Here is a 13,598-nt window from a genome sequence, read left to right on the forward strand (position 1 = left end):
AGCAAGGGTCAAAATGAGCGCTATTCTGATTTCTATTATAGCATAGAATGAAAAATAGAACGAATATTCTATTGGATACTTTTATCATTTTTTATAACTGTACCAGGATAAAATTGTTCAAGCAAAAAGTCGTTTGGATCTGTTGATAACAATTGGACAATTTGCATATCACCGTTCTCTAATCGTTGTATACAGCATGGTTTATTTTGATAGCTAATGAACTCGTATTGTTGGTAGTCCTTTTCAGAATAATGAATTTCCTCCATACTAAGCGGTGTATATAATATCATTGTATCAACTCCTGAGAATTCTTTTTACTTTCAATTAACTCGTTCAATTTCGACATTGCACCACTTATACCACCGACCTCATTGATTAAACCATACTTGACAGCATCTTGTCCAACTACATTTGTTCCTATATCTCTTGTTAAGTTCCCTTTTTCAAACATTAACTCTTTAAATTTTTCTGCTTTAATATTAGAATGTTCCGTTACGAATTGGATTACACGCTCCTGCATTTTATCTATATATTCGAATGTTTGTGGCACACCAATTACAAGACCTGTAAGACGTACAGGATGAATGGTCATTGTTGCCGATGGAGCAATAAAGGAATAATCAGTTGACACAGCAATTGGTACACCAATCGAATGTCCTCCTCCTAATACAACTGAAACAGTTGGTTTCGATAATGATGCAAGCATTTCCGATAGAGCAAGTCCTGCTTCTACGTCACCGCCGACAGTATTTAATACTACGACTAGCCCTTCTATTTTAGGGTTTTGTTCAATTGCGACTATTTGTGGAATCAGATGTTCGTATTTGGTTGTTTTATTTTGTGGTGGTAGTTGAACATGTCCTTCCACTTGACCTATTATCGATAATACATGAATATTTGAGTCTGGTGCATTGGGTATGGTGGACTGTCCTAATTGTTGGATCTTTTCTACCAATGATGACGATTGTGATTCTTTATCTTTTGTTTCTTGTTTTTGTTCTTTCATACCTAATTACCCCTTTACTTCATATTTGTAATTAGTATGAACTAGCTAGCTTATTTCATTCTGTGCCACCCGTAATTTAAAAAACATTCTCTATTCCATGCGATCACATCATCGCCAATTATGTTTGTGAAATATAGAGAGACTATGATCAGTGGGGGTCTCACAGACATTTTGCACCGCGATAAAGAATGCTGATTTGCTTTAGCGCCATAAAAAAGAACCTGTTCCAAGCTTTATGAAACAGATTCTTACTGTTTTTATTGAAATGAGTCCATAACTCGGTACAAGTTTTGTTCTTCAAATGGTGATAACGGCACTAATGGAAGTCGAACAGAACCTACGTCGATTTGTTTGTACCTTAAGGCAGATTTGACCGGCGAAGGAGATGGTGCCATAAATAATGCACGCATGATAGGAAGTAACTTTCGATGAAGTTTACTTGCCTCTTTCACTTTACCTTGCTCGAATAGTTCAATCATCTCTTTCATTTCATTTCCAATAATGTGAGAAGAAACAGAAACTATTCCCGATCCACCAATAGATTGAATTGGTAATGTTAATGAGTCATCACCACTATAGACAGAAAATCCGGTGTCCACTTGTTCAATTATAGAGGCGATTCCGTCCAAATCACCAGTAGAATCTTTTACTGCTACAATATTATCAATTTGTGACAATGCTACAACTGTTTCAACATTCAAACGTACAACCGCTCTTGATGGAATATTGTACAACATAATCGGCAATTCGGTTTCTTTTGCTATCGCTACATAATGCTGATATAACCCTTCCTGATTTGGTTTATTATAATAAGGCGTGACAACTAATGCGCCGTCCACTCCTATTTGCTCAGCTTCTTTGGTCAGTTCAATAGACGCCTGTGTATTATTACTACCAGTTCCAGCTATTACAGATACACGTCCATCCACCACTTTTACCACATGTTTAAATAATGTTATTTTTTCTTCGTGACTTAACGTCGGAGATTCACCTGTTGTACCAGCTACCACCAGTCCATCCGATCCGGTAGCAATTAGATGCTCAATTAATTGAGTCGTCATATTTAAATCGATACGATTATTTTCATCAAATGGTGTAACCATTGCAGTTAACAATCTTCCGAAATCGATCATGTCACCATCTCCTTTCCAATCTCCTTCACCTGATTTGCAAATGTTAAACATATATTGCTTTATTTTTGCTTCATTTAATTGTTGTTATTTTGCGATAGGCCTCATTTATAGAAAAATGGCGAACATAATTATGCCATGAATTTACGAATTCATCAATAGAAATATTATTTCTCTAATTGAAAAGCTTCATGCAACGCATTAAGTGCTGTCTCTAAATGGACATTTTGGATTAACACCCATATCGTTCGATGACTATCTGCAGATTGTAAAATCGGTATCTTTTTATTTGTTAAGGTCTGTACGATTTTAGAAGTAACACCAGGGACCCCTGACATCCCTGCACCAACTAAAGAAATCTTCGCACAGTCTTTTGTAATAGTCGGTTTAATTTGTAATGACTCCAGTACTTGCTTCGCTAATTTTTCATCTCTTTCAAATATCGTGTATATCACGCCATTTGGCGATATATTAATAAAATCAACAGATATCCCTGCTTCAGCCATCGCTTTAAAAACTTTCACATGCAATTGCTGGGGTTCCTTTGCCTCTTCAATTCTTATTTGGGTAATATGATTAACATATGCAATCCCTGTAGCCAATCGATCATGTACACTTTCTGAATAATCTGTCTCAGGTACATTCGTAATAAGTGTTCCTTTATCTTTCAGCTTTGTAGAACGGACTCTTATAGGAACATTCGCTTGCATCGCAATTTCGACTGCTCGAGGATGGATAACCTTTGCCCCTTGATAAGCTAAATTACTTATTTCTGTATAAGAAATAGTATCCAGCTTTTGTGCATTAGCAACAAGTCGAGGGTCTGCTGTCATAATACCATTTACGTCAGTAAAAATATCAACATATTCTGCTTGTAAAGCAGCCCCTAATGCAGTGGCAGAGGTATCACTCCCACCTCTGCCAATAGTGGTAACTTCATTGTTCTCCGTTTTACCTTGAAATCCGGCTACTACTACTACTTGATGGTTATTTAAAAGATGATATAAGTTTTTTGTATCGACAGTTTTAATTTGTGCATTGGAAAAAATACTAGTCGTGATAATTCCTGCTTCTCCACCGGTTATTGCAACAGCGTTTATATCATGCTGTAGTAAATCATTAGTAAACACAGTAGCAGAAATTGTTTCGCCACAGGATAATAATAAGTCTTTTTCCTTGTTACTTAGCTTGGAATTATTCCCATCAATCAATGTTAATAAAGAATCAGTCGAATATGGCTCTGGATATCGCCCCATCGCAGAAACAACTACAACTACCTTATAGCCTTCCGCTAATGCTTCATTAATATGGCGAATGGCATATTCTCTAGTTTCTTTATTTTTTACTGATGTTCCACCAAACTTTTGAACCAATACCCGCATGATTCCACCTCATTTATTTTTAAGCCAGTTATTTTTAATAAGAGATTCAGCAATTTGTACAGAATTCCATGCTGCTCCTTTTAATAAGTTATCTGAAACTATCCATAGATGGAACCCTTTCTCATTATCTAAATCTTTACGGATACGGCCAACAAATACTTCACTTTTACCCGCTGCTTCTAGTGGTGTTGGATATACTTGATTATCCGGATCATCTTGTAAAATAACACCGTCTGCATTACTAATTACTTCTTTCAATTGATCAACTGTTACGTCATTTTTATCTACTTCCACATAAACACTTTCTGCATGAGAAGTAAAGAATGGCAAACGTACACAAGTAGCTGCAACGTGAACTGTATCATCATGCATGATTTTCTTTGTTTCATTTATCATTTTCATTTCTTCAAACGTATAACCATTATCTTGGAACACATCAATTTGTGGTAATGCATTAAAGGCAATTGGATAATGACGTTTTTCCCCAGCTACCGGTAATAATTCAGGCTCTAATTCTTCCCCTTCTAAAAACGATTTAGACTGAGAGAGTAATTCATCCACTGCTTCATTTCCAGCACCTGATACTGCTTGATATGTGGAAACAATTACTCTAGACAAACCGAATAGATCTTGAATTGGTTTAAGAGCAGCCACCATCTGGATTGTAGAACAATTCGGATTGGCAATAATTCCATTATGTTTCTGGATATCCTCTTCGTTTACTTCCGGTACAACTAACGGTACTTCTGGATCCATTCGGAATGCACTTGTGTTATCTACTACAACCGCACCTCGTTTTACTGCTTCTGGTGCCAGTTTTTTAGAAACTGAACCTCCAGCAGAAAATAGTGCTATATCTACCCCTTCAAAACTTTCTGGAGTAGCTTCTTGTACTGTATATGTGTTACCTTTAAACTCCATTTCTTTACCTGCTGAACGTTTAGAAGATAATAAAAGTAATTCTTTGATAGGAAAGTTCTTTTTATCCAATGTTTCTAGCATTTTTGCTCCAACGGCACCAGTAGCTCCGACTACTGCTACATTATATTGTTCCCCTGTTGTCATGTGTTATTGTCCCCTTCCACTTAATTCAAAATTGATTTGATTATCTTTTTTATCATAACATATTATTCAGCATTCTTTCATTATTTCCATAAAAAATTACTTGTTTCTTTCGATAATAACCGGTTGAATTTGCTTGTATTCAAGAGCGCTTTTTATTGTTTCAGGAATTAATGTCATATCCGAGACCATGGAAGTTGGTTTTTTTATTGGATCATCCTGACCAAATGGTACAAAATATATAAGTTTAGTAGACATCAAACGCATTAAATTCACACCGTTTAACCCTAAAGCATCATTTGTTGATACACCAATTACGACTGGGTTTCCATTCCTTATCGTTGCTTTAGTAGCCATCAGCACAGGGCTATCGGTTATCGCATTGGCAAGTCTACTCATGGTGTTACCTGTTAGAGGAGCTAATACCATTAGGTCTAACGGTTCCACTGGTCCTAAAGGTTCTGCATCCACAATAGTTGCGATCGGCTCTCTCCCTGTTATTTCCCGAACTCGTTCCATATGATCATCCGCTTTACCAAATTTACTGTCTGTTTCTTTAAATGTATAGGAAACTACAGGAACCAATTCCGCTCCTAACTCAACTAATTTCTCCATTTGCGGAAAAACATCTGCATAAGTACAATGTGATCCAGTTAAACCAAAACCAATCTTTTTCCCTTTTAAATCCACTAAAATACCTCCTATACTTGTAATCCTTATACAGAATCACAGGGTTTACTACTTGGGCTTACGTTATATGCCCAGTATATGCCCAGCTCATCTGTGTGTTACTTTTTAGGAGGTAAATAGTAATTTAGCAATACAATCAGCCAAAATTTCTCCAGCTGTTGTCGGAGCTACCATTCCTGGTAAACCTAATGCATGGATTGCTTTTATACCTCTAGTTTTCGCGTATTCAAAATCAATACCACCTGGTTTAGAAGCTAAGTCGATAATGATCGCCTGGCTATTCATCTTTTCTATTAAAGATTGCTCTACTACTTTTGCCGGTATTGTATTGATAAGAATTTGACATTTAGCTATATGATTCTCTGCCTGATCTAACCGATATCCTTGCCAACCCCTTTCATATACACGTGCTAGTTCGGACTCATCCTTTGAAATAACCGTCACTTTAGCTCCGAGGCCTGCAAAACTATTTGCTGTTGTTTTCCCAACCCGGCCAAATCCAAATACAAATACCTCTGCCTGGTGAATAGTAAAATCAGTATGCTGAATAGCAAGCATTATCGCTCCTTCAGCTGTTGGGATGGAATTGTAAATAGCTACATCGTTTCTTTCCATTAATTTAATTAAGTGTAAACCACTCTTCTCGATAAATTGATCTAGTTTTGGAGTAGTGATACCAGTAAACACTACACAATGCTTTGGTATTGATTGGAACCATTCTTCAGTTAATCGAATCTTTTCATTTGAAAACATTGTTTCGACGATACCTTCATCGTCGATACCAGTTATCGGTAAAATAATACCATCTAATTCAGATGTATCTAAATTCTCGATGGTAGATTGCATTACACCTGTATAACTTTGCTCTACTTGTTCAAAGCCTAATATTCGAATTCGTAGATGATCAATTGTTTTTAGGGCGTGAATTAAAGGCAAATAGCGAGCATCGCCGCCAATAATGGCAATGTTTTTTGTCTTCTGCATCTTGTCACCTCACCAAATCTCTGTCTAAGCATAAAAGTCTACCTAAAATTATCATATGAAAACATAAAACAGAAGTGAAGAGGCAAATAACCTAGGAAAGAAGAAAAGCTCTACACGAATGACTTAAACAAAAAAAGTCACACACCTAGGCAGGTAAAATAGCGTTATTTATAATGGAGAGACATTTTTACTCGACAAAAAAACGAAGCTTCCAATGGCTTCGTTTTTCACACTTCTTCAGTTTCTACAATGATCATATCGTCTCCGATTTTTTTTATTTGTTTCCAATCAATCCGTGAATAAGCATCTGACTTTCTTAAACCAAACATACTGTATTGTGGTATGGTAAAAGATAAGATTTGACCTGTTTTTTCATCAATTTCAAGGTCAGTTTGCCCTAAAACCCCCAGTCTAGAACCTGTTGTCAAGTCAATTAATTCTTTGCTGCTTAAATCATTAAAACGCATGATTGCCACCTCCATTCTGTTATTCAGGTGAAATAATGGCAGTTGCCGCTCTATCAGACTGTAACGTTTCTAGAATATCTTGAACATCCTCCATTTTGACATCATCTATTTTTTTCATGATATCATCGAGTGAAGGATGAGCTTGTAATAGTAATTCATTTCTTGCATTACGACTCATTTTACTGTTTGTACTTTCAAGACTTAACATATAAAGCCCTTTTAATTGTTCTTTACTATTTTGCCACTCTTTATCGGATAATCCTTTCTTTCTTAACTGATTTACAATTTGATGAATTTTTTCTTGCACTATGTCCAACTGATTTTTGGATGTACCTGCGTAGATGGTCAATAAGCCACTATCCACAAATGCACTATGATAAGAAAAAATAGAATATGCCATTCCCCATTTTTCTCTTATTTCTTGAAATAGCCTGGAACTCATACTACCTCCTAATACATTATTCACCATCATCATTGCATATTCCAGTTTATCCTCAATCCCGACACCTTCATAACCAACACACAAATGGGCTTGTTCTGTTTCTTTCATTTGTGATATTTGCCCAGCATTAAAATCGGGTCTATCAGAAATTTTAGGGGAAGATGTTGTACTTCTTTCAAACGAGAGAATAGCTTCCACCTCATTAATAAAACTGATATCCACGTTACCAACGATCGATACCACCATATTATCGGGAATGTATTTACTTTGTAAGTAATCCAACATATCTTGTTGTGCTAACTGATTAACAGAAGGCTTTGAACCTAATATTGGTTTTGCTAATGGATGTTGTTGATAAGCTACTTTGGCCAATAAATCATGAATAATATCATCTGGAGTATCCTCTGTCATATTGATTTCTTCTAATATTACTTTTTTCTCTCTTTCGATTTCCGTTTCGTCAAAGCTAGAATGAAGTATCATATCTGCCAATATTTCGATCGCCATTTCTTTATGTGTATCCAGGACTTTGGCATAAAAGCAGGTATATTCTTTTGAAGTAAAAGCATTAATTTCGCCACCAATGCCGTCAAATGCCTCCGCTATTTCTTGTGATGTTCGATTTTTTGTTCCTTTAAATAACATATGCTCAATAAAGTGAGATATGCCGTTTAGTTCAGCCGGTTCATCTCTTGAACCAGTTTTAATCCATATGCCAATTGTTACGGATCTTACAGAAGTGATTTCTTCCAAAACAATACGCATTCCATTACTGCATTCCTTACGATGTAACAATCCAAATCCTCCTAAATTCCATACTATAAATCCTCACCCTACCTAAGCTAATTCATCACATACCTTACTGCGAACTAATGATTCTCCTTAATGAAGGTTTCTTCCAATCTGACTGTTGATGTGCTACCATTCGCTTCGGCAGAATACTACGTTTTCTACCTACGCTAATGTAATGGTCCATCTTATGGAAGTGGGAAAACTATAGAAATTAATTCCTAAGGACCTATATTTTCTATAATCTGAACACTTTACTAAGCGGAGGGAAAATACGTAGACTCCTACGGGAAGCACGAGCTGAAGATTCTACAGGAAAGCGATTTTTGCTTTCTGATCAAGCTGAGCTGTTCCGATGGAAAGCGTACTATTTTCCCGCAGTGTTGCACAAACACACCGAATTTCAGAATGGAAGAAAAGTAAATCTAATTCGCAGTATATGTTTTATGTAAGTCTTTTATATTTTCTGCAGATTTTAAAAAAAGAAACTGGTTGGCCAGCTTCTTCTTTGATTAATTGTTTTCTTTTTGTTCGATCAAAACAGCTTTTCTTGAGAGATTGATACGTCCCTGACGGTCAATTTCTTTTACTTTCACCATAATTTGATCGCCAATAGATACCACATCTTCCACTTTACCAATTCTCTCTTCAGCTAATTCTGAGATATGAACAAGTCCTTCTTTGCCTTTAAATAACTCAACAAATGCTCCAAATTTTTCGATACGTTTTACTGTACCAAGATACATTTGACCAACTTCTACTTCACGAACAATATCTTCAATTAATTTTTGAGCTTTCTTGTTCATATCTGTATCTGTTGAAGAAATAAAGACATGACCATCTTGTTCAATATCAATTTTAACGCCAGTCTCTTCAATGATCTGATTGATTTGTTTACCGCTTGGCCCAATGACATCACGAATTTTATCGGGATTAATATCCATCGTTAAAATTTTAGGAGCATAATCAGATAATTCATGTTTTGGCTCTTGAATCGTCTCTAACATATGAGAAAGAATGTGCATACGTCCTTTTTTCGCTTGTGTTAGAGCCTCATCTAGGATTTCACGTGATAATCCTTCAATTTTAATATCCATTTGTAATGCTGTAACACCTTTTGCAGTACCCGCTACTTTAAAGTCCATGTCTCCTAAGAAATCTTCCATGCCTTGAATATCACTTAAGATCGTATAGTCTTCTCCCGATTTAACTAGTCCCATCGCAATACCTGCAACTGGTGCTTTAATCGGAACACCTGCATCCATCATTGCTAATGTACTAGCACAAATACTAGCTTGTGATGTAGAACCATTAGACTCTAATACTTCGGAAACAAGACGAATAGTGTATGGAAATTCTTTTTCGTCTGGAATTACTTTTTCTAATGCGCGTTCACCTAAAGCTCCATGGCCAATTTCACGTCGACCTGGTCCACGGATTGGTCCAGTTTCCCCAACACTGAAGGATGGAAAATTATAGTGATGCATAAATCGTTTGGATTCTTCTGCATCTAAACCATCCAAAATTTGCACATCTCCTAACGCACCTAATGTACAAACACTTAAGGCTTGTGTTTGACCACGTGTAAACAGGCCAGAACCATGTGTACGAGGTAAAACGCCAATTCTTGAAGACAATGGTCTGATTTCATCTATTTTACGTCCATCTGGTCGTACTTTTTCTTTCGTAATCAAACGACGAACTTCTTCTTTAACAATCTTATCTAACACCATTGCAACTTGTTTAAGTGTTTCCTCTTCGGCTTCTTCATATTCCTCTTTAATTTCAGCCTTAACTTGTTCAATTGCTGCTTCACGTGCATGTTTCTCTTGTACTTGGATTGCTTCTACAAGTCGATCTTTGGCCTTCTTCTCAACTTCTTCCATTATGGATTCATTAAGTTCAAATAATTGAATTTCCATCTTTTCTACTTGTAGTGCTTCGATAATTTCTTCCTGAAAAGTAATTAATCGTTTGATTTCTTCGTGACCGAACATTATAGCTTCTAACATGATTTCTTCTGGTACTTCGTTTGCTCCTGCTTCCACCATGTTAATCGCATCTTTTGTACCGGCTACAGTGAGATCAATATCACTTTTTTCACGTTCTTCTAATGTTGGATTTATGACAAAATTGCCGTCTACTCTACCAACTACTACACCTGCAATAGGTCCACCAAAGGGAATATCTGATACACCTAATGCAATCGAAGAACCAATCATTGCTGCAATTTCAGAAGGTAAGTTCTGGTCTACACTCATAACCGTACTAATTACCTGTACTTCATTACGGAAACCATCTGGAAACAATGGTCTGATCGGACGATCGATCAATCTCGATGTTAATACTGCTTTCTCACTAGGTCTACCCTCTCTCTTTATAAATCCTCCAGGGATTTTCCCAACAGCGTATAATCGCTCTTCATAATTGACTGTTAACGGAAAGAAAGGTAAATCCTTTGGTTCTTTTGAAGCTGTTGCAGTTGCTAGTACTGCTGTGTCACCATAATGCACCATACATGCACCATTTGCTTGTTTTGCCAGTTCACCGATTTCCACTCGAAATGGTTTACCAGCAATTTCAGTTGAAAATACTTGCTTTTCTTCTACCATTATTGTACTCCTCTCAAAACACTATGCTTGTACATTACTACTGTTATTTTAGCATGTTGTTAACGCATATGTAACTAGTTCCATTTATTCAACAAGTTTTGGAATAATATTAGTATTTTCTATTTTGCATTGATTTAATCAATTATGTCATTTAATTATATAAACAACAGTCAGATATTTTATGCAAATAGGCTTATTATTTCCATTATTTTTTTAGATACAGAAAAAGCGGGATCCCTCCCGCTTTTTGTTGGTTTATCGACGTAAACCTAATTTTTGAATTAGTGTACGATAACGTGCAACATCTTTATTACGTAAGTAATTTAACAAGTTACGACGTTTACCTACCATTTTTAATAGACCACGACGTGAATGGTGATCTTTCTTATGAATACGTAAGTGATTATTCAAATTATTAATTTCCTCAGTAAGGACAGCAATTTGAACCTCTGGTGATCCAGTGTCATTCTCGTGTGTTTTGAATTCATTAATGAGTTCATTTTTACGTTCTTGTGTGATAGCCATCCTATTCACCTCCTAATATTTCAGCTTGAAACCCCGATCCCCTAGCAATCGCCGGAGAAATCGAATTGCCAAGTGGATGGTTTCCGTATTAAAGGTTACAACTTTTCGACTTAAAATGCAAGTAGTTTTATTCATTTATTGAAAAAAATTTACGACTTTGTTCCTCATCTTCTTTCAACTTTTCCACCAATTCATCTATTCCTGAAAATTTTTCCTCGTCGCGGATATATTTTTTCCAATACACTTTTATTTTTTCTCCATAAATATTCTCATCAAAATCAAAAATGTGTACTTCGAGTTTCGTATTTACTCTATCATCAGTAAATGTTGGGTTATATCCAATACTTGCCATACCATAATATTGTTTATCTCCAATTTTTACCTCAACGGCATAAACACCTATTCTAGGCAACAGAAAAGCATTCTCTATTTTGAGATTAGCCGTTGGGTACCCTATTGTTCGTCCTCGTTTATCTCCATGAATAACTTCTCCAACTAGGGAATATGGCCTACCTAGCAGTAGCTCTACTTCTTTCATATTTCCTTGTTTCAATTCATTACGTATTCTCGTAGAACTAATTTTTTCATCCTGATAATCTAACCTGCTTATGGTTGTTACTTCAAGATTATTGCCAACTAATTCCTGAATATTATCCATATTACCTGCACCTTTATGTCCAAAGGTAAAATCAAACCCTGCAACTAAATGAGTGATATGTAACGTGATCACAAATTCGTCAATAAATTCCTCCGGTGTCAGCTGTGCTAATTGCGAATCAAAACGAACTACATATACTCTATCAACCCCTAGTGCCTCAAGCTGTTTAATTTTATCATCAATAGGGGTTATGTACCTTACCTGGTTCTTATTTTTTTGTAGTACTACGGAAGGATGTGGATCAAACGTAATCACTGCTGATTCTCTTTCCGATTCGCTGGCAATATTGATAGCTTCTTGAATGACAGTTTGATGCCCTTTATGGACTCCATCAAAAAAACCAATAGCCGCCACGGTTTCTGGCAGGTTGTCTTTTTTTAAATTATGGGGGTATACAAGTGGTTGTACTTTCACCTGTTTCACCTACTTTCCTTCATTCAGTCTGAAAACACGTGCTGGTTTTATTTCTTTCTTATTATCATGTATTTGATAAATAGCTACCACGCTATTGTTATAAGTCAACCGGAAAAAAGTCGTTTTTGGAGTAGGATTAGGTAGTGGTAGTTTTTGGCCATTTACCACCTTTTTCATTGTTTCTTCATCTATTTCTAATTCATCTAAATGAGCAAGACCTTTATTGATTGACAAAATTGGGACTGGCTGATCATTGGCTATGTACTCCTGAACTTGGGCAAGCGTAACAGTATCTTGCTCTGACAAATTTCCAGTAGCTATCCTTATCAAATGGGACATATGGGAGGGAAAGCCTAACGCATTTCCGATATCGACGCATAATGTGCGAATGTAAGTACCTTTAGAACATGTAACTTCAAAATCTATAGACTGTGTCTTTTTTACTTTATCATATGTAGCAGCCAAAAAACGAATATTGTGGATCATAACTTGACGAAATGGTCTTTCGACTGGTTCATTTGCTCTCGCATATTCATAAAGCTTTTTTCCCTTTACTTTCACTGCCGAATATAAAGGAACCTTTTGTGTAATTTCCCCACAAAATTGCTGTAATACACCTTTAATGTACTCACTCGATATTTCCGTATCTATTTCTTTTCGGATGTCAATCGTTCCTGTTTGATCTTCCGTATCTGTAGAAAAGCCAAGAGTTGCTGTTGCTCGATAAGTTTTAGTCGTATCGGTTAAATAGGGAACGATTTTAGTTGCTTCGCCGATACAAATGGGTAGTACGCCTTCCACTTCCGGATCCAATGTCCCAGTATGTCCTACTTTTTTCGTCTGTAGTAATTTTCTAACCTTAAAAACACAATCATGAGATGTCATCCCTCTATTTTTCCATAATGGCAAAATCCCGTCCATACGTCACCTCCACACTATATATTGTAAACAAAAAGCGATCCCTTTTTATAGCAATTTATTCCATAAGTTGAATGCAGTATATATTTTAGAGAATTCGTTAATTCAGGAAGAAAACCCTTGTAAAGGACAAGGGTTTTCTGTTCTTATTGATCTTTTTCAGATTGATTTAATTCTTTCAGGATATGTTCGATTCGGTTTCCACGTTCGATGGTATCATCGAAATCAAATATTAATTCAGGTGTCTTTCTTAATCTGATTCGTTTGCCAATTTCTGAACGGATAAAACCTTTTGCTTTAGCAAGACCAATTAGCGTTTCCTGTCTTTTATTTTCATCACCCAGAACCGAAATAAAAACTTTCGCTTGCTGCAGATCTCCGGTTACTTCAACATCGGTAATTGTTACAAACCCTACTCTAGGATCTTTTATTTTACGAGATATGATATCACCAAGCTCTTTTTTCATTTGTTCGGCGACTCGATTAGAGCGTAATTCTCCCATCTATATCACCTCTTTC

At 36.2% G+C, this 13,598-nt stretch carries 14 protein-coding genes; all 14 read right to left on the reverse strand.

The genetic code is table 11. From position 1 onward, the window contains the following. Window positions 1–68: 68 nt before the first annotated feature. The 14 genes from ACTNEP_RS02485 to rbfA all read right to left on the reverse strand — a co-directional run bounded on the left by ACTNEP_RS02485 (window position 69) and on the right by rbfA (window position 13,582). Complete coding sequence (locus tag ACTNEP_RS02485; RefSeq protein ID WP_441160001.1) at window positions 69–290, reverse strand: YlzJ-like family protein; 222 nt, start codon at window positions 288–290, stop codon at window positions 69–71. Then, entirely contained in the window at window positions 287–1,006 is a 720-nt protein-coding gene (locus tag ACTNEP_RS02490; protein ID WP_441160002.1) for a ClpP family protease, read from the reverse strand. The genes ACTNEP_RS02485 and ACTNEP_RS02490 overlap by 4 nt, the downstream gene beginning before the upstream one ends. Window positions 1,007–1,263: 257 nt before the next feature. Then, a complete protein-coding gene (gene dapA, locus ACTNEP_RS02495; protein ID WP_441160003.1) occupies window positions 1,264–2,139 on the reverse strand; it encodes a 4-hydroxy-tetrahydrodipicolinate synthase in 876 nt (291 codons plus the stop codon). 164 nt (window positions 2,140–2,303) lie between these two features. After that, window positions 2,304–3,518: an aspartate kinase gene (gene dapG, locus ACTNEP_RS02500; RefSeq protein WP_441160004.1), complete on the reverse strand. Its 1,215-nt coding sequence runs from the start codon at window positions 3,516–3,518 to the stop codon at window positions 2,304–2,306. Window positions 3,519–3,527: 9 nt separating this feature from the next. Next, window positions 3,528–4,583, reverse strand: coding sequence for an aspartate-semialdehyde dehydrogenase (asd, locus tag ACTNEP_RS02505; protein ID WP_441160005.1), 1,056 nt, complete (start codon window positions 4,581–4,583; stop codon window positions 3,528–3,530). Between the two features lie 96 nt (window positions 4,584–4,679). Further along, a complete protein-coding gene (locus ACTNEP_RS02510) occupies window positions 4,680–5,270 on the reverse strand; it encodes a dipicolinate synthase subunit B (RefSeq protein WP_441160006.1) in 591 nt (196 codons plus the stop codon). A 105-nt stretch (window positions 5,271–5,375) separates the two neighbouring features. Further along, window positions 5,376–6,254, reverse strand: coding sequence for a dipicolinic acid synthetase subunit A (dpaA, locus tag ACTNEP_RS02515; RefSeq protein WP_441160007.1), 879 nt, complete (start codon window positions 6,252–6,254; stop codon window positions 5,376–5,378). Between the two features lie 227 nt (window positions 6,255–6,481). Beyond that, entirely contained in the window at window positions 6,482–6,721 is a 240-nt protein-coding gene (locus tag ACTNEP_RS02520; protein WP_441160009.1) for a YlmC/YmxH family sporulation protein, read from the reverse strand. A gap of 19 nt (window positions 6,722–6,740) precedes the next feature. Next, window positions 6,741–7,958, reverse strand: a complete 1,218-nt coding sequence (locus ACTNEP_RS02525) for a M16 family metallopeptidase (protein WP_441160011.1) — start codon at window positions 7,956–7,958, stop codon at window positions 6,741–6,743. Window positions 7,959–8,464: 506 nt separating this feature from the next. Then, window positions 8,465–10,564: a polyribonucleotide nucleotidyltransferase gene (gene pnp, locus ACTNEP_RS02530; protein WP_441160012.1), complete on the reverse strand. Its 2,100-nt coding sequence runs from the start codon at window positions 10,562–10,564 to the stop codon at window positions 8,465–8,467. A gap of 255 nt (window positions 10,565–10,819) precedes the next feature. Then, a complete protein-coding gene (gene rpsO, locus ACTNEP_RS02535) occupies window positions 10,820–11,089 on the reverse strand; it encodes a 30S ribosomal protein S15 (RefSeq protein WP_441160013.1) in 270 nt (89 codons plus the stop codon). A 127-nt stretch (window positions 11,090–11,216) separates the two neighbouring features. Continuing rightward, a complete protein-coding gene (locus tag ACTNEP_RS02540) occupies window positions 11,217–12,170 on the reverse strand; it encodes a bifunctional riboflavin kinase/FAD synthetase (protein WP_441160014.1) in 954 nt (317 codons plus the stop codon). After that, window positions 12,171–13,082, reverse strand: a complete 912-nt coding sequence (truB, locus tag ACTNEP_RS02545) for a tRNA pseudouridine(55) synthase TruB (RefSeq protein WP_441160015.1) — start codon at window positions 13,080–13,082, stop codon at window positions 12,171–12,173. Between the two features lie 143 nt (window positions 13,083–13,225). Then, window positions 13,226–13,582, reverse strand: a complete 357-nt coding sequence (gene rbfA, locus ACTNEP_RS02550; RefSeq protein ID WP_441160016.1) for a 30S ribosome-binding factor RbfA — start codon at window positions 13,580–13,582, stop codon at window positions 13,226–13,228. Window positions 13,583–13,598 lie beyond the last annotated feature (16 nt).

Source organism: Gracilibacillus sp. HCP3S3_G5_2, from assembly GCF_052063305.1.
Taxonomy (GTDB): Bacteria; Bacillota; Bacilli; order Bacillales; family Amphibacillaceae; genus Gracilibacillus.

Coding starts and splice junctions, on each gene's coding strand:
- pnp (WP_441160012.1), bottom strand. CDS start 10,564: ATGGTAGAAGAAAAGCAAGTATTTTCAACTGAAATTGCTGGTAAACCA.
- rbfA (WP_441160016.1), bottom strand. CDS start 13,582: ATGGGAGAATTACGCTCTAATCGAGTCGCCGAACAAATGAAAAAAGAG.
- ACTNEP_RS02520 (WP_441160009.1), bottom strand. CDS start 6,721: ATGCGTTTTAATGATTTAAGCAGCAAAGAATTAATTGACTTGACAACA.
- dapG (WP_441160004.1), bottom strand. CDS start 3,518: ATGCGGGTATTGGTTCAAAAGTTTGGTGGAACATCAGTAAAAAATAAA.
- ACTNEP_RS02490 (WP_441160002.1), bottom strand. CDS start 1,006: ATGAAAGAACAAAAACAAGAAACAAAAGATAAAGAATCACAATCGTCA.
- truB (WP_441160015.1), bottom strand. CDS start 13,082: ATGGACGGGATTTTGCCATTATGGAAAAATAGAGGGATGACATCTCAT.
- dapA (WP_441160003.1), bottom strand. CDS start 2,139: ATGATCGATTTCGGAAGATTGTTAACTGCAATGGTTACACCATTTGAT.
- dpaA (WP_441160007.1), bottom strand. CDS start 6,254: ATGCAGAAGACAAAAAACATTGCCATTATTGGCGGCGATGCTCGCTAT.
- ACTNEP_RS02485 (WP_441160001.1), bottom strand. CDS start 290: ATGATATTATATACACCGCTTAGTATGGAGGAAATTCATTATTCTGAA.
- asd (WP_441160005.1), bottom strand. CDS start 4,583: ATGACAACAGGGGAACAATATAATGTAGCAGTAGTCGGAGCTACTGGT.
- rpsO (WP_441160013.1), bottom strand. CDS start 11,089: ATGGCTATCACACAAGAACGTAAAAATGAACTCATTAATGAATTCAAA.